Annotated in this window: 15 protein-coding genes; 6 read left to right on the top strand and 9 right to left on the bottom strand. The window is 55.5% G+C overall.

Annotated features, from left to right (window positions below):
- Window positions 1-7: 7 nt before the first annotated feature.
- Window positions 8-1,375 carry an MFS transporter gene (locus K0I63_RS02705; protein WP_144199796.1) on the bottom strand — a complete coding sequence of 456 codons (1,368 nt, stop codon included), beginning with the start codon at window positions 1,373-1,375 and terminating at the stop codon, window positions 8-10.
- A 202-nt stretch (window positions 1,376-1,577) separates the two neighbouring features.
- Here K0I63_RS02705 and uvrA point away from each other — a divergent pair, with 202 nt between their 5' ends.
- The 3 genes from uvrA to K0I63_RS02690 all read left to right on the top strand — a co-directional run bounded on the left by uvrA (window position 1,578) and on the right by K0I63_RS02690 (window position 7,587).
- Window positions 1,578-4,403, top strand: coding sequence for an excinuclease ABC subunit UvrA (gene uvrA / locus K0I63_RS02700; protein ID WP_220082447.1), 2,826 nt, complete (start codon window positions 1,578-1,580; stop codon window positions 4,401-4,403).
- A gap of 183 nt (window positions 4,404-4,586) precedes the next feature.
- Window positions 4,587-5,540 carry a M28 family peptidase gene (locus K0I63_RS02695; RefSeq protein ID WP_258406926.1) on the top strand — a complete coding sequence of 318 codons (954 nt, stop codon included), beginning with the start codon at window positions 4,587-4,589 and terminating at the stop codon, window positions 5,538-5,540.
- A gap of 247 nt (window positions 5,541-5,787) precedes the next feature.
- Window positions 5,788-7,587: a DEAD/DEAH box helicase gene (locus K0I63_RS02690; RefSeq protein WP_011864337.1), complete on the top strand. Its 1,800-nt coding sequence runs from the start codon at window positions 5,788-5,790 to the stop codon at window positions 7,585-7,587.
- A gap of 63 nt (window positions 7,588-7,650) precedes the next feature.
- Here K0I63_RS02690 and K0I63_RS02685 read toward each other — a convergent pair whose 3' ends face one another.
- Entirely contained in the window at window positions 7,651-8,778 is a 1,128-nt protein-coding gene (locus tag K0I63_RS02685) for an NAD(P)/FAD-dependent oxidoreductase (protein ID WP_220082445.1), read from the bottom strand.
- Between the two features lie 389 nt (window positions 8,779-9,167).
- Between K0I63_RS02685 and K0I63_RS02680 the strand changes: the two genes are divergently transcribed.
- The 3 genes from K0I63_RS02680 (at window position 9,168) to K0I63_RS02670 (ending at window position 11,653) form a co-directional block, all read left to right on the top strand.
- Window positions 9,168-9,839, top strand: coding sequence for a tetratricopeptide repeat protein (locus K0I63_RS02680; RefSeq protein ID WP_258406925.1), 672 nt, complete (start codon window positions 9,168-9,170; stop codon window positions 9,837-9,839).
- Window positions 9,840-9,918: 79 nt separating this feature from the next.
- Window positions 9,919-10,743 carry a tetratricopeptide repeat protein gene (locus K0I63_RS02675; RefSeq protein WP_220082444.1) on the top strand — a complete coding sequence of 275 codons (825 nt, stop codon included), beginning with the start codon at window positions 9,919-9,921 and terminating at the stop codon, window positions 10,741-10,743.
- Between the two features lie 82 nt (window positions 10,744-10,825).
- Window positions 10,826-11,653, top strand: a complete 828-nt coding sequence (locus tag K0I63_RS02670; RefSeq protein ID WP_220082443.1) for a tetratricopeptide repeat protein — start codon at window positions 10,826-10,828, stop codon at window positions 11,651-11,653.
- 63 nt (window positions 11,654-11,716) lie between these two features.
- Here K0I63_RS02670 and K0I63_RS02665 read toward each other — a convergent pair whose 3' ends face one another.
- The 7 genes from K0I63_RS02665 to metB all read right to left on the bottom strand — a co-directional run bounded on the left by K0I63_RS02665 (window position 11,717) and on the right by metB (window position 18,948).
- The gene (locus K0I63_RS02665) at window positions 11,717-12,088 is read right to left on the bottom strand and encodes a hypothetical protein (protein ID WP_144199810.1); all 372 of its coding nucleotides are present in this window, start codon (window positions 12,086-12,088) and stop codon (window positions 11,717-11,719) included.
- A gap of 31 nt (window positions 12,089-12,119) precedes the next feature.
- Window positions 12,120-12,335, bottom strand: a complete 216-nt coding sequence (locus tag K0I63_RS02660; RefSeq protein WP_258406924.1) for a cysteine-rich CWC family protein — start codon at window positions 12,333-12,335, stop codon at window positions 12,120-12,122.
- 82 nt (window positions 12,336-12,417) lie between these two features.
- Window positions 12,418-13,464, bottom strand: a complete 1,047-nt coding sequence (locus tag K0I63_RS02655; protein WP_220083360.1) for a c-type cytochrome — start codon at window positions 13,462-13,464, stop codon at window positions 12,418-12,420.
- 25 nt (window positions 13,465-13,489) lie between these two features.
- A complete protein-coding gene (locus K0I63_RS02650; protein WP_220082441.1) occupies window positions 13,490-14,089 on the bottom strand; it encodes a c-type cytochrome in 600 nt (199 codons plus the stop codon).
- A gap of 124 nt (window positions 14,090-14,213) precedes the next feature.
- The gene (gene metF, locus K0I63_RS02645; protein ID WP_144199816.1) at window positions 14,214-15,104 is read right to left on the bottom strand and encodes a methylenetetrahydrofolate reductase; all 891 of its coding nucleotides are present in this window, start codon (window positions 15,102-15,104) and stop codon (window positions 14,214-14,216) included.
- Window positions 15,105-15,368: 264 nt separating this feature from the next.
- Window positions 15,369-17,762 (bottom strand): bifunctional aspartate kinase/homoserine dehydrogenase II, encoded by a 2,394-nt coding sequence (locus tag K0I63_RS02640; protein ID WP_220079806.1) that lies wholly within the window; start codon window positions 17,760-17,762, stop codon window positions 15,369-15,371.
- 19 nt (window positions 17,763-17,781) lie between these two features.
- On the bottom strand, window positions 17,782-18,948 hold the full coding sequence (gene metB, locus K0I63_RS02635) for a cystathionine gamma-synthase (protein WP_220082440.1): 1,167 nt from the start codon (window positions 18,946-18,948) through the stop codon (window positions 17,782-17,784).
- Window positions 18,949-19,033 lie beyond the last annotated feature (85 nt).

The following is a 19,033-nucleotide window of genomic DNA, read 5'->3' as shown; positions in this document are numbered from 1 at the left end:
GAATCTGTTAATTGGAAGAGCCTAACACAGCTCGCGCCTGTCTCAAATCGAAATGCTCATCAACTTTCAAATAAGCGACCTTCTCCTCAAGCACCACAATGGCCTCGGCCACGCCGGGCAGTTGCGACAGTTCGGTCGCCATGGCGCGGGCCTGCTCTTTACCTTCCACCTCGGCTTCCAGGGTATAACTCTTTAACAGTACGGGGTTTTGCATCCCCAGTGTCAGCAGCAGCCACAGGCACATCAGGCCCAGTGCCACGGCAAACACGCCGGCCGCTCCCAGCAGCTGATAGGCGCCGCCACCCAGCAGGCCACCACAGAAGGCGCCGAGGAACTGACTGGTAGAGTAAACACCCATGGCCGATCCCTTGTCGCCCACGGGACAGAACTTGGCGATCAGGCTTGGCAGGGATGCCTCGAGATAGTTGAAACCGGTAAAGAAGAGCACCACGGCGACGCTCAGCACCACCAGGCTGTTAGCAAACAGCGCCATGGCGGCTAGGGCGGCGATCATGATAAGCAGGGCAATCTGGAAGGTCGCCTTAGTGTTTTTCTTCTTCACCCCAATGATGATCAGCGGCACCATGAGGAAGAAGGCCCCCACGAAGGCGGGGAAATAGAGCATCCAGTGCTTCTCTTTCACCAGGCCGGCATCGACCAGATCCAGCGGCAGCGCGACAAATACGGCGGTCAGCACCAGATGCAGGATGAAGATCCCCGCATCCAAGCGGAACAGCTGCGGATCGGTGAGCATCGCCTTGAGCTTGGCTGGTGCGGCCACGGTATCGCCTTTGGGCGCCTGACCTATGGGGTTAGGCACCAGCAGCTGCACTATCACCATCCCCAGCAAGGCGAGCCCGGCCGTCATGGCAAACAGACCCGACAAGCCAAGATGCTCGGCCACGATAGGGCCCACTAGCAGAGAAAGCGCGAAGGAGAAGCCGATGCACATGCCTATAATGGCCATCACCTTAGTGCGTTGCTCGTCACGGGTCAGGTCGGCGGCCAGGGCTAATACGGCGGCGGCAATTGCCCCCATCCCCTGCAGGGCACGTCCTGCGACGACACCATAGATAGAATCGGCCGAGGCGGCCAGCAGGCTGCCCAGCGCAAACAGGGCCAGGCCGATAAGAATGATAGGCTTGCGGCCATATCTGTCCGATAGGATCCCCATAGGGATCTGCAAGATGGCCTGGGTTAGGCCATAGGCCCCGATGGCTATCCCCACCCACAGGGGAGAGAATCCCTCGAGGTGTTGTCCGTACAACGCAAAGACAGGCATGATCATAAACAAGCCCATCATGCGTAGCCCAAATACACTGGCTAGTGAAAACGCGACTCTTTTCTCAGTCTTAGACAGTCCATTATTGGCCATTGTTCGCCCTGATCTGTATTCATAAATAAGTCGCGCAGTTTATCACGAAGCGGAGAAATAGCTCAAAAAGAAAAGTTGAAGATGCGAGTAAAATGCGCAATTGCCCTCCCCCCATGGCCAGATCACAGGCTGGGCTTTTCTATGACCTAACTCAATTTTTATGCGATAATCAGTCTCTTTTTCGGCACATTCAGAGAGACAGATGGACAAGATTGAAGTTCGTGGCGCCCGCACCCACAATCTCAAAAACATCAACCTGACGATCCCCAGAGATAAGCTTATTGTGATCACTGGCCTGTCGGGTTCAGGAAAATCCTCACTCGCCTTCGACACCCTCTACGCCGAGGGCCAGCGTCGTTATGTCGAATCCTTGTCGGCTTATGCGCGCCAGTTCCTCAGCCTGATGGAGAAGCCAGATGTGGATCATATCGAGGGCCTGAGTCCGGCGATCTCAATCGAACAGAAATCGACCTCCCATAACCCGCGCTCCACCGTGGGCACCATCACAGAGATCTACGACTACCTGCGTCTGCTGTTTGCCCGTGTCGGCGAGCCGAGATGTCCGACTCACAACCAACCACTGGCGGCGCAAACCGTCAGCCAGATGGTCGACAAGGTGCTCACCCTGCCAGAGGGCAGCCGCCAGATGCTGCTGGCCCCGGTGATCAACGACCGCAAGGGCGAGCACGTCAAGCTGCTGGACAGCCTGGCGGCCCAGGGCTTTATCCGCGCCCGTATCGACGGCGAGGTGTGCGACCTGTCCGATCCCCCGGCGCTTGAGCTGCATGTAAAGCACACCATCGAGGTGGTGGTAGATCGCTTCAAGGTGCGTGACGATCTGCAGCAGCGTCTGGCGGAATCCTTCGAAACCGCGCTGGAACTCTCTGGCGGTATCGCCACCGTCGCCTCCATGGACGGCGACAGCGAAGAGCTGCTGTTCTCGGCCAACTTTGCCTGTACCCACTGTGGTTACTCCATGGCGGAGCTTGAGCCGCGCATCTTCTCCTTCAACAACCCGGCCGGTGCCTGCCCTACCTGTGATGGCCTGGGCGTGCAGCAATTTTTCGATGCCGACAGGGTGATCACCAACACCGAACTCTCGCTGGCCGGCGGCGCCATCCGCGGCTGGGACAGACGCAATTTCTACTATTTCCAGATGCTCACCTCGCTGGCGGAGCACTATAAGTTCGATGTCGAGGCGCCGTTTGAGAAGCTGAGCGCCAAGATACGTAACATAGTGCTGCACGGCTCGGGCAAGGAGAGCATAGCGTTCAAATACATTAACGATCGCGGCGACGTGGTGGTGCGCAACCACCCCTTCGAAGGGATCCTCAACAACATGGACAGACGCTACCGCGAGACGGAATCAAACGCGGTACGCGAAGAGCTGGCCAAGTATATCAACACCCAGGCCTGTAGCAGCTGTGGCGGCTCGCGTCTGCGTGAAGAGGCTCGCCATGTGTTTATCGAAGACCTTAACCTGCCGAGACTCACAGAGTGGTCTATCGGCGAGGCGATGGAGTATTTCGAGCAGCTGAGCCTGACCGGCCAGCGGGCACAGATCGCCGAGAAGATCCTCAAGGAGGTGCGCGATCGTCTCGGCTTCCTGGTCAACGTCGGCCTCAACTATCTGAGCCTGTCACGCTCGGCCGACACCCTCTCCGGCGGCGAGGCCCAGCGTATCCGTCTGGCCAGCCAAATCGGCGCCGGCCTAGTCGGCGTCATGTATGTGCTGGATGAACCCTCCATCGGCCTGCACCAGCGAGACAACGAGCGCCTGCTTAACACCTTGATCCACCTTAGGGATCTCGGCAACACTGTCATCGTGGTCGAACACGACGAAGACGCCATCCGTATGGCGGATCATATTATCGATATCGGCCCGGGCGCCGGGGTGCATGGCGGTCAGGTGATCTGCGACGGTCCACTTAAGGAGATCGTCGCCTGCGACGAGTCGATCACTGGCCAATATATCTCGGGTAAGAAGCAGATCCATATCAGCGAGAAGCGCGCCCAGTACGATGCCAGCAAGGTGATCGAACTCTTCGGCGCCTCAGGCAACAACCTCAAGCAGGTCGACCTCACCATTCCCGTGGGCCTGTTTACCTGTGTCACCGGGGTATCGGGCTCGGGCAAGTCGACCCTGATCAACGACACCTTTTACAAGATCGCCCATCGCCAGCTCAACGGTGCCACGGTCGATGAACCCGCGCCTTATCAAAAAGTTGCCGGTATGGATCACTGCGACAAAGTAGTGGATATCGACCAGAGCCCTATCGGCCGCACACCACGCTCTAACCCGGCTACCTATACGGGGATCTTTACCCCGATCCGCGAGCTGTTTGCCGCCACCCAAGAGGCGAGAACCCGTGGCTACAAGCCGGGGCGTTTCTCCTTCAACGTCAAGGGCGGACGCTGTGAGGCCTGTCAGGGCGATGGCCTGATCAAAGTTGAGATGCACTTCCTGCCGGATGTGTACGTGCCTTGTGACAGCTGTAAGAGCAAGCGCTATAACCGCGAGACCCTGGAGGTACGCTATAAGGGTAAGAACATCCACGAGGTGCTGGAGATGACAGTCGAGGAGGCGCGCGAGTTCTTCGACGCCGTGCCGGCCATCGCCCGCAAGCTACAGACCCTGATGGAGGTCGGTCTCTCCTATATCGGCCTGGGTCAAAGTGCCACCACACTCTCAGGTGGTGAGGCTCAAAGGGTTAAGCTGGCCAAGGAGCTGTCGAAACGCGATACCGGCAAGACCCTCTACATTCTGGATGAGCCAACCACGGGTCTGCATTTTGCCGACATTCAGCTGCTGCTGGATGTGCTGCATCGCCTCAAGGCACATGGCAACACCATAGTGGTTATCGAGCATAACCTGGATGTGATCAAGACGGCGGACTGGATCGTCGACCTCGGCCCAGAGGGCGGCTCCGGTGGCGGCACCATACTGGTCAGCGGCACACCTGAGCAGGTCGCCGAGCATCCAAGCTCTCACACTGCGCGCTTCCTCAAGCCGCTGCTAAAGGGCTAACTCAAGCTGACGGCCTTAACAAGCCAGCCTCTACAGGCTGGCTTTTTTGTTTCCTTCCCCGGCAAACAGGGGTAGCTTAGGAGTATTCACACTCGAGGATTGCCATCATTGAGAAGCCGCTACGCCCCTGCCCATAAACGCAACTTGCGACTCCCACCACTGCTGCGGCTGTTCACGCAGAGCATGCTCGCACTAAGCCTGCTCGCGCTCGGCCTGGTAGGCTGCGCCGAGAGCCCGAACGATAGGCGCTGCGGCGATGAGTACCGGCTCACCTGGAGCGATCAAGCACGGCTCCTCGCCCACGTAAAGACCCTCAGCAGCGATCAATTCGCCGGGCGCAAGACAGGCACAGATGGCGCCGCCCTGGCCAGAGATTACATAACCAATCAGATGCAGCAGGCGGGCCTCACCCCCTGGCAGGGCCGTTTCGATCACGACTTTGAGTATGACTATCAGTTCGGCACTCGCCTTGGCACCAACATCATAGGCATATTGCCGGCGAGCGAGCCCAGCGACCGCTGGCGTCTGGTGGTCGCCCACTATGATCACCTAGGCAAGCAGGGCTATAAGCTCTATCACGGCGCCGACGATAACGCCTCAGGCGTCGCCGGCATGCTTGAGATAGCCTTTCATAGCGCAAGCCTGCCAAGAGACGCCAACCTGATGTTTATCGCCACCGACGCCGAAGAGCCAGGCCTCTACGGTTCCAAGGCCTTTGTCGACGACCTGATGGCCCCAGATGCCAAGCTCAAGGCCAGTCAGATAGAGCTGATGGTCAACCTGGACATGATAGGCCGCCCCGCGCGCAACAGCCGTATTTACCTGGAGGGCCGCCGTGGATTTGGCCAGTTCGAGCAGATCAAGGCCCGGCTGGAGCAGACGGTTAATCTTTGTATTCGCGCCAATCATCCGCCGGAAGCGGGCAAGACGATACAGAAGGTCGATTGGTTAAGAGCCTCAGATCATTATCCTTTTCATCAGGCGGGCATCCCCTGGCTCTACTTCGGCGTGCCACCCCACAAGGATTACCACCAACCCAGTGACGAGGCGAGTAAGATAGATGTTAATTTTCTGGCCGCTGTTACGGAAACCGCCTATAAACTGTTAATAATTGACACTTATCTCTTGAATAACTAATACAAAACACAGGGATTTTTGTATTTTTGAAAAATGTAACTCACTGTTAACTAAATGGTTAAATTAACGACACCTGAGTTTACTGCGAAAATTATGCCAGGCGGTGGAAAGATCTCTGGCTTAGTGTTATAATAATCGGCTTACTGATTCGTTTTCGGTGCGGGAAGTCGACACGGGGTTGATTTTCTGTCTTTTACATCTTTTGGTGCAGTCTCTGCACTTTAGTTACACCACAAGGCTACAACCCATGTCATCCAGTGAAAAAACTTTCCGCGAACTCGGCCTGTCCGAGCCTTTGTTGCGTGCTCTCGACGAGCTAGGTTATGAAAAACCTACGCCGATCCAGGCCGCCAGTATCGACCCCCTCATGGCGGGTAAAGATATTCTAGGCCAGGCGCAAACCGGTACGGGTAAAACCGGTGCCTTTGCCCTGCCCCTGCTCAACGCTATCGATCCTAACCGCAACGTGCCACAAATTCTGGTACTGGCGCCGACCCGCGAACTGGCGGTACAGGTTGCCGAAGCCTTCGGTAGCTACTCCAAATTCATGAAAGGCCTGCACGTACTGCCAATCTACGGCGGTCAGAGCATGCATCAACAGCTTAACGCCCTGCGTCGTGGCCCTCAGATCGTCGTGGGTACACCGGGTCGTGTCATGGACCACATGCGTCGTGGCACCCTGAAGCTAGAGACACTCAACGCCTTGGTACTCGATGAGGCCGATGAAATGCTCAAGATGGGCTTTATCGACGACATCGAGTGGATCCTGGAGCACACGCCGCAGGAGCGCCAACTGGCGCTGTTCTCGGCCACCATGCCAGAGCAGATCAAGCGCGTCGCCAACAAGTACCTGCAAACGCCGGTACACATCAGCATCGCCGCCAGCCACACCACGGTTGAGTCTATCGAGCAGCGCTTCGTGCAGGTGTCTCAGCACAACAAACTCGAGGCCCTGGTTCGCGTACTGGAAGTAGAAAACACCGAAGGTATCATCATCTTCGTACGTACCCGTAACTCTTGTGTCGAGCTGGCCGAGAAGCTGGAAGCCCGCGGTTATGCCTCATCGCCACTGCATGGTGACATGAACCAACAGGCTCGTGAGCGCGCCGTCGATCAGCTTAAGCGTGGCAAACTGGATATCCTGATCGCCACCGACGTGGCCGCCCGTGGTCTGGACGTTGAGCGTATAGGTCACGTGATCAACTATGATATCCCCTACGACACCGAAGCCTACGTACACCGTATCGGTCGTACCGGCCGCGCCGGTCGTACCGGTATGGCGATTCTGTTCGTCACCCACAGAGAGATGCGCATGCTGCGCACCATCGAGCGTGCGACCAAGAGCCGTATCTCGCCGATGAACGTACCAAGCCCTGAAACAGTGGCCGAGCGTCGTCTGTCGCGTCTGGGTGAGCAGGTTTCGAACACCATAGACAACGAATCCCTGGACTTTATGCATGGCGCCGTTGCCCAGCTGTGCCAGCAACTGGAAGTGGACACCGAAGTACTTGCCGCCGCACTGCTCAACATGGTGCAGCAGGAGCGTCCTCTGCAGCTGCCTCCTATTCAGGAACGTCAGCGCGATAGCCGTGACGAGCGCAACTCGCGCGACCGTGGCGACCGCTCAGATCGTGCTCCTCGTGGCCGCCGCGAATCGCGTCCGACCCCGGCAAACCTGGGCCAGGCAGATACCCTGAAAGATCATCCAGACGTCAAGATGTGCCGTTACGTGCTAGACGTGGGTCGTGACCATGGCGTGGGTGTAGGCAACATCGTCGGCGCCGTTGCCAACGAAGCCAACATCGACAGCCGTTACATAGGTCAGATCCAACTGTTCGATCAGATCACCTCGATCGACCTGCCAGAAGGCATGCCAAAGGATGTCCTGCAACACCTGAAGAAGGTACGCGTATGTGGCAAGCCGCTAAACATCCGCGAAGCGGGCAGCGAAATCGTCAACGCCAGCGATGACAACCGTGCACCGCGTCGTCGCAAGCCTGTGGGTGAGCGCAAGTCACACCGCAAGGGCAACAGAGACAACGGCTAACGCCAGTGCCTTGCGCGATTAAAGCGCGCGAACTCAGAAAAAGGAGCCTAACGGCTCCTTTTTTTATGGCGTCCCTAACTGCCGGCAGACCTGTTCGGCAATGGCCAGACTCGCCGTTAATCCGGGGGATTCGATTCCCAGCAGATTCACCAAGCCTGGTATGCCATGCTGCGCCTCCCCCTGAATCATAAAATCAGCCACATCGGTGTCATCGGGCCCTTGCAGCTTAGGGCGAATCCCGGCGTAATCCGGAACCAAACGATCGATATCTAAGCCAGGATAATAACGCGAAATCGCCTGATAAAAACGCTGGCGCAGCGCTTCTGGCACCCGATAATCTTCCTGGGAGTCGGGCGTCAGATACTGAGTATCCGGGCCAAACTTAAGCTGGCCGCCGAGATCTAAGGTGGCGTGGATTCCTAAGCCTTTCAGCCCTGGCTCGGGCACGGGATAGATGAGATGCGAAAACGGGCTCTTGCCCTGATAGGCAAAGTAATGCCCCTTGCACCAATAAAGCTGTGGAATGAGGGACTCTGCCAGCCCCTCAATACGCGTCGCCACCTCTGTGGCATATAATCCGGCGCAGTTGATCAGATAGCTGGTATCCAGACTCACCCGCTCCCCTTGCTGCATCAGCTCCACCCTAAAGCCATTCGCATCGGCCTGAGCGGTGATAAACTCGGTATGGGGGCAGAATATCGCGCCATGCTCCTCCGCCTCGGCCAGCAGACTCAGCATCAAGCAATGACTGTCGACGATACCGGTAGAAGGTGATAGTAACCCGGCAGACGCCTTGAGCGCCGGCTCGAGCACCAGCAGTTGCTTATGACTAAGCGGCGCAAGATCATCAACCCCATTGGCCCGAGCTTGAGTGAGCAAGGCGTCGAGCTTCGCCTCCTGCTCGACCTGAGTCGCCACTATCAGCTTACCCAGGGAATTCACGGCGACACCCCGGCGACGACAATAGGCATACAGCTGCTGTTTACCCTCAACGCAAAGCTGCGCCTTGAGGCTCCCCGTCGGGTAGTAGATCCCCGCGTGGATCACCTCGCTGTTGCGACTGCTGATGCCAGTGCCTATGGTCTCGGCGCGATCTATGATCAGCACATTGCCAAAACGCCGACTCAGGCTGGCCGCCACCGCGAGCCCAACCACACCGGCACCGATAACGATCGCATCAAGCTTGTCCATCACTCCCCCTTGCCAATCCTGCCCTTCCTAGCAGACAACTTTAGCCCCTTAATGCCAACAGGCTAAATATCTGACCTTGTTCTGAATAGATTAAAAATTCCTAAATCGAGCCCGCTCTTAGCCATGCTGGGAGAGGACTAAGAGATCACCAAATATTAGCACTTTAGTACTATGGCACTCTCCATTAGTTACTGATAGTAATAGTTATTAACATTTTACTAAAGGATATAGGCATGCAGCGAATCGTGAATAAGCTTTTGTTAGTAGCAGCTTTGGTCGCGATAGCCCCTCTTTGCAATGCAACTCAGTTAGCCCCTTGTAAAACGGCAGAATGCGAGGCCTATTTTGACGCCTATACTATCTTGACCAAACGGGGTCATTCGAGCGCAATGGCGACGCTTGGCGAGCTCTACTACTCGGGCTATGGCACGGAAAAAGATCTCGATAAGGCCTTTAAGTGGTTTAGACGCGCCGCCAAGTTTGGCCACACCACGGCGCAATATAAAGCCGGGATCATGTACTTGCAAACCTCTGCATACCAAGATATCGACAAAGGGATCGCTTTGCTAAAACGTAGCGCCAAGGCGACGTTTTCACCAAGCGCGCTAGCCTTAGGCAAGATCTACCTGCAAGACAAACTGATCCCAAGGGATCTAGCCGCAACGGACAGGTGGCTGACGTTCGCATATAAGCTCAACAACTTAGAGGCGATGAAATTTGCCAAAACCCTTAGAGAATCGCCCGATACAGCCAAGCTCCCACTGCCTAAACTGTTTGCACTTGTCGATGCCGAAAAGCCCGTCGCGGCCGACAGTAAATCATCATTGGAAGAGATGGAGATAATACTGGTTGAGGCCCCTGACTATGCCGCCTATTTCGATGAGGAGATAGCACAGCTTAATCAGAGTCGTCCCGACACGGCAAAGGGAACCGGGTCTAGCATCGCCGGACGAACCTGCTCAGATATCTGGGCATGCAGCAGTGAGGGCGACAGCGAACGCATTAGAGATCTACAGTTATCGGATTGGGGCAATATCGCATTGGCCTTAAATGTTAGGTAAATCCATTTCAACGAGTGGTACTTAAAGCCTCTTTCAGGCTTAAAGAGTTGGAGTTTTGTCAGCGCTATCAAAGGACGAGATGATGAAAAAGAGACTCAAAGCACTCTCAGTTGGACTAAGCCTGTTGGCGGTTACCTCCCAAGGCTTTGCTGCCGGGCTTCCCGAATGCGACACGGCTGAATGCCAGGAGTATTTCAAGGCCTATACCATCTTGACCAAGCGAGGGCATTCGGACGCCATGGCGACCCTGGGCGAACTCTACTATGCCGGCTATGGCACAGAGAAAGATATGGAGCAAGCTTTCAAGTGGTTTAGACGTGCCGCCAAGTTTGGCAATACCACGGCCCAGTACAAGGCCGGGATCATGTATCTTCAAGATTCAAAAGATAGAGATATCGACAAAGGCATCACACTGCTCAAACGCAGCAGTAAAGTCGGTTTCTCTCCCAGCGCCTTCGTATTGGGTAAAATTTATCTTGGCAACGAACTCGTTAAACAAGACCTTGCCGAAGCCGATCACTGGCTAGCCAAGGCCTATGAGCTCAACAACCAAGAGGCGCAAAAATTTGCCAAGCAACTTAAAGCGTCCGATCAAGGCCAAACACTCGCCCTGCCAACGCTTTATGCCCTGCTAGATACGCAAGCCAGCAATAAACCTGGCAGTAATGCACCTGTCGGTGAGATGGAAACCATCACTGTCACTGCGCCTGACTATACCCAGTTTTTCAACGACGAAATCGCCCGCCTCAACAACAGTCGCCCAGATACGGAAAAAGGCACAGGATCCAACATCGCTGGCAGAACCTGTGCCGAATTGTGGGCATGTAGTACGGAGGGAGACAGTGAGCGTATTCGCGACTTCCTGCTCTCTGACTGGGGAAGGATAGCTCTTAGTTTTCGATAGGTTTCTCCATAACAAGCAGTTCTTTAAGCCAATTGAGGCTTAGAGGGTTGAACTTCATCAACCACCTAAAATAGGAAAAAAAATGAAAAGGATAATCAAAACACTCTCAATCGGCTTGACCTTTTGGGCCATTACATCAACGAGTTATGCCTCCAGCTTACCTGAGTGTGATTCGGCCGAATGTAAGGAATATTTTAAGGCCTATACCATTTTAACCAAACGGGGTCACTCAGACGCCATGGCAACCCTGGGGGAGCTCTATTACGCGGGTTATGGTACCAAGAAAAATCCAAAGAAAGCGCTAAAATGGTTTAGACGCGCCGCCAAGTTTGGCAACACCACGGCCCAATATAAGGCGGCCGTCATGTACCTGCAAGAGACCGACTATCAAGATGTCGATAAGGCAATATCACTCTTAGAGCGCAGTCTAAAAGTCGATTTCTCACCTAGTGCCCTGATATTAGGTAAAATTTACCTGAATAACAACCTTGTTAAACAAGATCTCCCCGAAGCCGACAAATGGTTATCTAAGGCCTACGAACTGAACAATGCCTCGGCTAAAAATTTTGCTAAGAAACTGAAGAACTCAGAACTATCAGGCAACCTGCCTCTACCTAAATTATATGCCATGGTCGACGCGGATAAGGATGCGAAACCAGGTAGCAATGCCCCAGTGGGTGAAATGGAAACCATCACAGTAACGGCTCCCGACTATAACCGCTATTTCGACGACGAAATTGCCCGCCTCAATAACAGCCGACCAGATACAGATTCGGGTACCGGCTCCAACATCGCCGGACGTACCTGCGCCGAGATGTGGGCTTGTAGTAGCGAAGGAGATGGTGAACGCATTAGAGATGTACTGTTGTCTGACTGGGGAAGGGAAACTCTAGCCTTTAGACTTGAATGATCTAACAATACACCGAACCCAATTAAAGAATAAAAAAGAGGCGAATTCGCCTCTTTTTTTATTTTATAGGGCGTCGAAGTCGACGCGATAGGCCAGCGCATCACAGCGCAAAAACTCAGGACAATCGTTATTGATTTTATGATCGACACACTCCATGACGACTATGCCGTTAGCTCCCAACTTCTGCGCCTTATATTTGAGATTGCCAACCAATAATGACTCGGTCGGTTTCGGCTGGGTAGAGCGGGTACGGCACATAGAGGTTGACACTTTTCCCAGAGAGTCCGCCTTATAACGGCCAATTTCGGCCATACTATACTCCTCCACCTTGGAGGTCTTTAACGCTTCTTCGGGTGAGATATTGGTCGTCAGCGTTAAATTGCTACATCCCGCGAGAACAAGCAGGCCTAAGAGCATGATGGCGCTATTTTTCATAAATATTCATCCTTAAATAATTGATTGACCATTAATCGACTCGCTTAACCCCTAACTCAGTCTCCAGCCTAAGCGCCTCGGCGCAGGCCTGGCAGATACAAACATCTGGAGCTAAGGCCTGGGGCAACTGCGCCTTGGGCGCAAACGTCTGATGATGACACCAACAGGTATCACTCTCACGCCCCGCCACGACGGCGCATTGATTGGGCTGGTGACACAGGGGGCACTGACTGGCATTGGTGCGCATAGAATCCATAGAGACTGAGTGTTAGCCGTTAACGTTAACACTCAGTCTCGGGCGGAACAAGCTTAAGGCTTATTGTTTAGGCTTACTGCTTAGCCGGATTGATAGGATAGGATTGAGTGCCGAGAACGGCCCCCTCACCCACACTCTTGCCGTAATAACCTTGATGCTGGTGATAACGTTTACTCAGCTCCATCACCTTATCGCCTTCCAGTCTTGGGTCCTGTGGTCGCTCATGGGAGACCACAAAGGCGGCCACGTCCCAGGCATCCTGATGCGATAGCTGCACACTCTTACCCAGAGGCATATTCTCATAGATGAAATTGGCCGCCGTGTTGACCCTGTGCATACCCGCTCCCCAGTTAAAGCTGTTCGGCCCCCACAACGGTGGCAGGCTATAGACACCGCCCAAGGCTAGCCCTTCGCCGTTTTCACCGTGGCAGGACTGACAGTGGGCCCGATAGACCTGCTCGCCGCGTGCAGGCGAATAAGCCTGTTCGGGCTTAGGGATGGCGGGGAAGCCTCTGCCCGGCAGCTTGGCGCGCTCATCGAGTGTCGTGGCCTTGGCGATCGCCTCGGGCAAGACAAAATCCTCCCGCTTGCCGCCTTTGAGCAGCTCGGCATCGCTCAGTTCGGGCACGGCGCCAGTCACGCCGTACTTATCCATCAGGCCGCCCATGGCTAACCAGTAGGAGTAAGCCGACAGCGCCACCAGGGGCTCGCTGCCCGACTCGGGCGCCTTGCCATTCATCGAATAGGTGAAACAGCCCTGGATCCGTTCCTGATAGCTGTTCACCTTATCGTTCTTCTTGCGATAGGCAGGATAGGCCAGATAGGCGGCCCACAGGGGAGAGGCATTGGCCCTGCGCCCTGCATCCATATGGCAGTTGACGCAGTTCAGCTCGTTGCCCACATATTGGCCCCTAAGCTGTTGGGTATTAACGAATAGTTGATAGCCCAGGCGTACCTTGTCCCCGAAGGCACCTTCGGGAATGCTGGCAAGGGAGCGCATCTTAAGATAATCCGCATCCTGCGCTGGCGCCGCCAGTTTCAGCTCAGCCTGCTTATCGGGTAAGTCACCCGCCTGCACGTTATTGCCAAGGGCAAAAATGAGTAGGCCGCTGAGTGTCATTAGATTCCTGTTCATATCCGCCTCCCTACTTCAACGTGGCAAAATAGTCGGCCAGGGCCGCTATCTCATCTTGGCTCAACTTGCTGGCGATATTGCCCATCATGTTATCGATATCGCCCTTACGCGTGCCCGACTGCCAGGCCATCAGCTGTGTCTTAAGATAGCTGGCCTGCTGCCCCGCCAGACGCGGGAACTGGCCTCCACCTATCCCCGAGGGGCCATGGCAAGAGACACAAGCCGGCAGGGTGCGCTGCCAGTCCCCTTGATAGACCAAGGTTTCCGCCGCGCTCTGGTAGCTAGTCTTGCTGCCAAGTACCACAGGGGTAAAGGCTGGCAGGGGCTGAGCGGCAAAGTAATCTGCCACCTGATTGATGGCCTCTCCCTGCACTGTCATCGCCATGGGCGTCATGCTGGGGTTTTGTCTGTCGCCTTGCTGAAACAGGTGGATCTGCTTGGCAATATATTCGGAAGAGAGTCCGGCGATACGCGGCGCGATAGGCTCTATGCCCATCCCGGTCGGGCCATGGCAACTGCCACACAGGGCGGCGGCCGGTGGCATCTCGTTGGCGGCCATCGCCTGACTACTCAGGAAAAGCGCTGTTACTCCGATAAGCATTCTATACATATCAATCTCCTTATTGGCTGTGGTCAATCATAGAAGAAAAACCACACCAGGACTATTGATAATAGCTACAAAAAAGCCCCACCTATCGAGGCGGGGCTAGACGTCTATCCTGGCTAACGAAATGCTATTTACCGGGTCTTACGCCAAGGGTATGGCAGATGGCATAGGTTAATTCGGCGCGGTTCAGGGTATAGAAGTGGAAGTCTTTCACCCCTTCACGAGACAGCACCTTGACCATGTCGATGGCCACGTTGGCCCCTACCATCTGGCGGGTCGACGGGTCATCGTCTAGCCCCTCAAACTGCCTATGCAGCCAGCTTGGGATAGACACATTGGTCATGCCGGCGAAGCGTTTCAGCTGAGTAAAGTTGGTCACAGGCAGTATGCCCGGCACTATCTCCACATCGATACCAGCGGCCACGCAGCGGTCTCTGAATCTCAGATAAGATTCCACATCGAAGAAGAACTGGGTGATGGCGCGGTTGGCCCCCGCATCTATCTTCTTCTTGAGGTTGATCAGATCCGCCTGGGCATTGGGCGCATCCGGGTGCACCTCAGGATAGGCCGCCACCGAGATATCGAAGTCGGCCACAGATTTGAGCAGACGCACCAGGTCGTTGGCAAAACGGGTCGGCTTAGGACTGCCCGCGGGTAGATCGCCACGCAGTGCAACTATGTCACGTATACCCGAGTTCCAGTAATGCTTTGCCAGCTCGACCAGCTCTTCATCGCTGGCATCGACCAAGGTCAGATGGGGCGCCGCCACCAGATCTGTCTCCTTCTGAATACGCTCGATCACCCCGTGGGTACGATCGCGCACGCCAGAGTTGGCACCATAGGTTACCGAGACAAACTTAGGCTTGAGCGGCTCCAGGCGTCTGATGGAGTTCCACAGAATGGTTTCCATCTCGGGGGTGGCCGGTGGGAAAAACTCGAATGACACATTGATATCACCATTAAGCTCAGACAAGCTTTGATTCAATGAATTGGCGTGTTGTGCGTGATGAAAAGCCATCTTAATTCCCTCAGACCTAGAGCAAAAAATATTTTAGACGTTTGGACGTCTATATGTCCATATACTAGAGAAACTCAGAGTGATGTCAAGCCCAAAAACTGACTCAATAAAAAACAATCTGTTTATAAGATAGTCCGAAAGTGAAACGGCAGGCACAGGCAGGCCTATCTCACCAATTCATCCGGCGAAATGTACTGAAAGAGAGATATAAAGAAAAAGAGAAAAAGCTATAAAAAAGGCCGATGCACGCATCGACCCTTTAAATTACTCTTGCAGGAGATCCCGGCAGATCTGCGCCAGATCCGACTGCACCGCAGCAGCCGTCACCTCGCGCCCGGCGCCCGGGCCACGTATGATCAGCGGATTGTCCTGATAGAAATCGCTGCGAATGACGAAGACATTATCGCCCGGCGTCAAATTGGCATACGGGTGGCTCCTATCGACCCACTGGATTCCCACCTTGGCCTTGAGTTGGCCCTGGTCTGAATCCAATGACGCCACATACCTGAGCACCTTGTTCTGCTCGGCCGCTGCCTGATACTGCTGCAACATCTCGCCATCGAGCTCCGCCATACGCTTGATGAAATCATCCAGCGGGATCTCGGCCAGCTTAGTCGGCACCAGAGACTCCAGCTCGATATCGTCCAGCTCTATGTCGTAACCTATCTCACGGGCCAAGATCAGCAACTTGCGCTGCATGTCCCGGCCGGAGAGGTCGTCGCGGGGATCCGGCTCGGTAATACCCAGCCCCTTAGCCTCCAGCACCAGCTCGGAGAAGGGTTTCTTGGCATCATAGTGCTCGAACAGCCAGCATAGGGTGCCGGAGAAGATGCCGCCGACCGCCTCTATGCTGTCACCGCTGTTATGCAGATCGTTCAGCGCATGTTGCACCGGCAGGCCCGCACCACAGCTGGCGTTATAACGCCAGAACAGACGACGATTGCCCAGCTGCTGCTTCAGCTCCTGATAGAAGGCCAGCGGCCCAGAACCCGCCAGCTTGTTGGCGCTGACGATATGAATGCCGCGAGCAAAAAACTCGGGATATTGCAGGGTGAGATCGGCGCTAGCGCTGATATCCAGGGCGATCAACTCATCGCAATTTAGTGCCTGCAACTGCTCGAACAGATGGGTGTACTGCCAGCCGGTGCCGCGCTCCTCAAAGGCCTGTTGCCAGCTGCTTAAGTCAATATCTGTCTCACTCAGCAGCGCCTTCTTGGAACTCAAGAGTCCTACCAGCTCGACGCTGACCTCAAGCTCCTTATTGAGCACGGGGCGGGCACGTTTGAAGAGATCGATCCAGGCTTCGCCTATGTTGCCTATGCCCAGCAGCAGGACACCGATACGCTTGCGCGGACCGGCGCAGCGTCTGTGCACCTTCTGGGTCAACAGGTTTACCTGCGCCTTAGGCACCAGGGTCACCAGGCTAAGGCCATCATTACACAGAGGATGCGCCTCACGGCTCAACAGACGCGAGAAGCCGCGGCGATAGAGGCTGGCATCGGCGCTCACCAGGGCCACCAAGCCGAGATCGTCGCGCAGCTGTAACTCATCGATTCCCAGCTCGCTGCGCTTGGCCTCGAAGATCGCCTGGGCCTGCTTCTGATTCTCATGGGTAAAGGCCAGCTCGGCGCGGCCGTGGGCCAACGACCAATAGGCCAGTGGCGTCAGGCCAGCCTGGGCAAAACAGGCCAGCAACTGCGGTAACTCGACCCCTATGGTCAGACTAAACAGACTGACGCTGGAGAGGCTGGTCACCACAGGGGCACTGGCCGACGAGCTCTTAGGGGCGATCAGGGTAAAATCTGTATGGGGGGCGTAGCTTGAACGCACCGCCAGGCTGACTTCGGTGTCGAACAGTGGCTGCAGAGTGCGGTTATGCAGCACGGGAGAGCCAAGGTGCGCCAGGCGGTTCGCCTCGGTGAGCGACATGCTCTTAAGCAACTTGGCATCGTTAATTCGGTTCGGGTCGGCGTTAAATACGCCTTCCACATCTGTCCAGATGGTGACACGTTCGATATCCGCCAGGCTAGCCAGTAAGGTGGCGCTAAAATCTGAGCCGTTACGGCCCAGCAGCAGGGTATCGCCCTGCTCGTTGGCGCAGATAAAACCGGTGATCACCAGACGCTCTTGAGGATGGGCCTCGAGCAGCGCCTGCACCTTCTGGCGCGACTCGCCAAGGCGGATCTGCGGTACGGCGCCTTCATCGGCGACCAGTAGGGTGCGGGCATCGACATCGGTCGCCGCCACGCCAGACTCGCGCAACAGCGCCGCCAGCAGACGGGAAGACCAGCGCTCGCCGAAACTTACTACCTGGTTGCGTTGATAATCGTTGAGCTCATCGAGCGACAACAGGCTGGTCAGCTGCGACTTGTCGGTGGCCAGTCGCTCTCTCAGGCTACGGGCCTGCTCGTTGGAGAGCAGCTGCTCGATTAGATTCTGCTGGTAACTCACCAGCACCTGTAACTCTTCCTGCCACAGCTGATCTGTGTCGCACAGCTCCAGCAGGCGATATAGGAAATTGGTACTCTTGCCCGCGGCCGACACTACGATAAGATCATCGCTGTGGCCATGGGTCAGTAAAATGTGGGCGACGCGGCGGTAACAATCTGCATCCGCTAAACTAGAACCACCAAACTTATGCAAATGACAACGTGTCATTATCTGCTCCTCAAACCCTTTAACTACTTACCGCGATAGCCGCTTCTAAACCCGCAAGAATATCTGCCACCAGATCCTCGCCATCTTCTATGCCCACTGACAAACGGATCAGGGTATCTTTCACGCCCGCCTCACGGCGCGCCTCTGGGTCCATGGCTCTGTGGGTCATGGTCGCGGGAACCGCCACCAGACTCTCTACGCCTCCCAGACTCTCGGCTACCGAGAAGTATTGTAACGCATCTAAAAAGGCAACGAGTGCCGATTCGCCACCTTTTAGCTCAAAACTCAGCATAGCGCCGAAGCCCTTCTGCTGTCTGGCCGCAATTTCATGGCCTGGATGCTCGGCAAGCCCCGGATAATACACTTTTTCCACCGCCTTGTGGTCACAAAGCAGTGCCAATACCTTCTGAGCGTTGGCTTGGTGTTCACGAATGCGCACCGCCAGGGTTCTCAGCCCCCTCAGGGTCAGGTAGCTGTCGAAGGCTGACCCCGTCAGACCTAGGGTGTTCGACCACCAGTGCAGCAGCTCGCCCACCTCAGGGGCTTTGGCCACCACGGCGCCGCCCACCACATCGCTGTGACCATTGATATATTTGGTGGTGGAGTGCACCACGATATCGGCCCCCAGCAACAGTGGCTGTTGTAACACAGGAGAGAGGAAGGTGTTGTCCACCACCACCTGAGCACCCACCTTGTGGCTCGCCTGGGCGATGGCCTCTATATCGACTACTCGCAGCAGCGGGTTAGAGGGGGTCTCAAGCCACACCATCTTGGGTGACTGGCTCAGCGCCTGCTCGAGCGCGGCATCATCGGTTTGATCCACCACCAATAGCTTAAAAGCGCCCTTCTTGGCCAGGTTGGTGAAGAGGCGATAGCTGCCGCCATAGCAATCGTGAGGCACCACCAACAGATCCTCTGGGCCCAGCAGGCTAGTCACCAGTGTGATGGCGGCCATGCCGGTACAGGTCACCACGCCGGTCGCCCCTTGTTCCAGTTCGGCAATCGCATCACCGAGAATAGAGCGGGTCGGATTACCTGAGCGGCTGTAATCGAATGCCCGCGGCTGTTGATGCCCTTCAAACGAGTAGTTTGTCGACAGATAGATAGGCGGCACCACGGCACCGTGCTGAGTGTCTGACTCTATGCCTCGTCGTACGGCGGCGGTGGCTAGTTTACGCGCTGTCATCTTCAACTCCTCAAATTGGATCTGGGCAGGCACCTCGGCAAAAGAGATGTCTGGACGTCTAAATGTACCTAAGCCGATAGTGAGC

It is taken from the genome of Shewanella rhizosphaerae (genome assembly GCF_019457655.1).
Taxonomy (GTDB): Bacteria; Pseudomonadota; Gammaproteobacteria; order Enterobacterales; family Shewanellaceae; genus Shewanella; species Shewanella loihica.
This window is presented reverse-complemented; position numbering and strand designations above follow the sequence as displayed.

Excerpts from the sequence above, each read along its gene's own strand:
- K0I63_RS02665 (WP_144199810.1), bottom strand. The coding sequence starts at position 12,088 with ATGAAAAATAGCGCCATCATGCTCTTAGGCCTGCTTGTTCTCGCGGGA.
- K0I63_RS02655 (WP_220083360.1), bottom strand. The coding sequence starts at position 13,464 with ATGACACTCAGCGGCCTACTCATTTTTGCCCTTGGCAATAACGTGCAG.
- K0I63_RS02705 (WP_144199796.1), bottom strand. The coding sequence starts at position 1,375 with ATGGCCAATAATGGACTGTCTAAGACTGAGAAAAGAGTCGCGTTTTCA.
- uvrA (WP_220082447.1), top strand. The coding sequence starts at position 1,578 with ATGGACAAGATTGAAGTTCGTGGCGCCCGCACCCACAATCTCAAAAAC.
- metB (WP_220082440.1), bottom strand. The coding sequence starts at position 18,948 with ATGACAGCGCGTAAACTAGCCACCGCCGCCGTACGACGAGGCATAGAG.
- K0I63_RS02695 (WP_258406926.1), top strand. The coding sequence starts at position 4,587 with ATGCTCGCACTAAGCCTGCTCGCGCTCGGCCTGGTAGGCTGCGCCGAG.
- metF (WP_144199816.1), bottom strand. The coding sequence starts at position 15,104 with ATGGCTTTTCATCACGCACAACACGCCAATTCATTGAATCAAAGCTTG.
- K0I63_RS02650 (WP_220082441.1), bottom strand. The coding sequence starts at position 14,089 with ATGTATAGAATGCTTATCGGAGTAACAGCGCTTTTCCTGAGTAGTCAG.
- K0I63_RS02640 (WP_220079806.1), bottom strand. The coding sequence starts at position 17,762 with ATGACACGTTGTCATTTGCATAAGTTTGGTGGTTCTAGTTTAGCGGAT.
- K0I63_RS02670 (WP_220082443.1), top strand. The coding sequence starts at position 10,826 with ATGAAAAGGATAATCAAAACACTCTCAATCGGCTTGACCTTTTGGGCC.
- K0I63_RS02685 (WP_220082445.1), bottom strand. The coding sequence starts at position 8,778 with ATGGACAAGCTTGATGCGATCGTTATCGGTGCCGGTGTGGTTGGGCTC.
- K0I63_RS02675 (WP_220082444.1), top strand. The coding sequence starts at position 9,919 with ATGATGAAAAAGAGACTCAAAGCACTCTCAGTTGGACTAAGCCTGTTG.
- K0I63_RS02660 (WP_258406924.1), bottom strand. The coding sequence starts at position 12,335 with ATGCGCACCAATGCCAGTCAGTGCCCCCTGTGTCACCAGCCCAATCAA.
- K0I63_RS02690 (WP_011864337.1), top strand. The coding sequence starts at position 5,788 with ATGTCATCCAGTGAAAAAACTTTCCGCGAACTCGGCCTGTCCGAGCCT.
- K0I63_RS02680 (WP_258406925.1), top strand. The coding sequence starts at position 9,168 with ATGGCGACGCTTGGCGAGCTCTACTACTCGGGCTATGGCACGGAAAAA.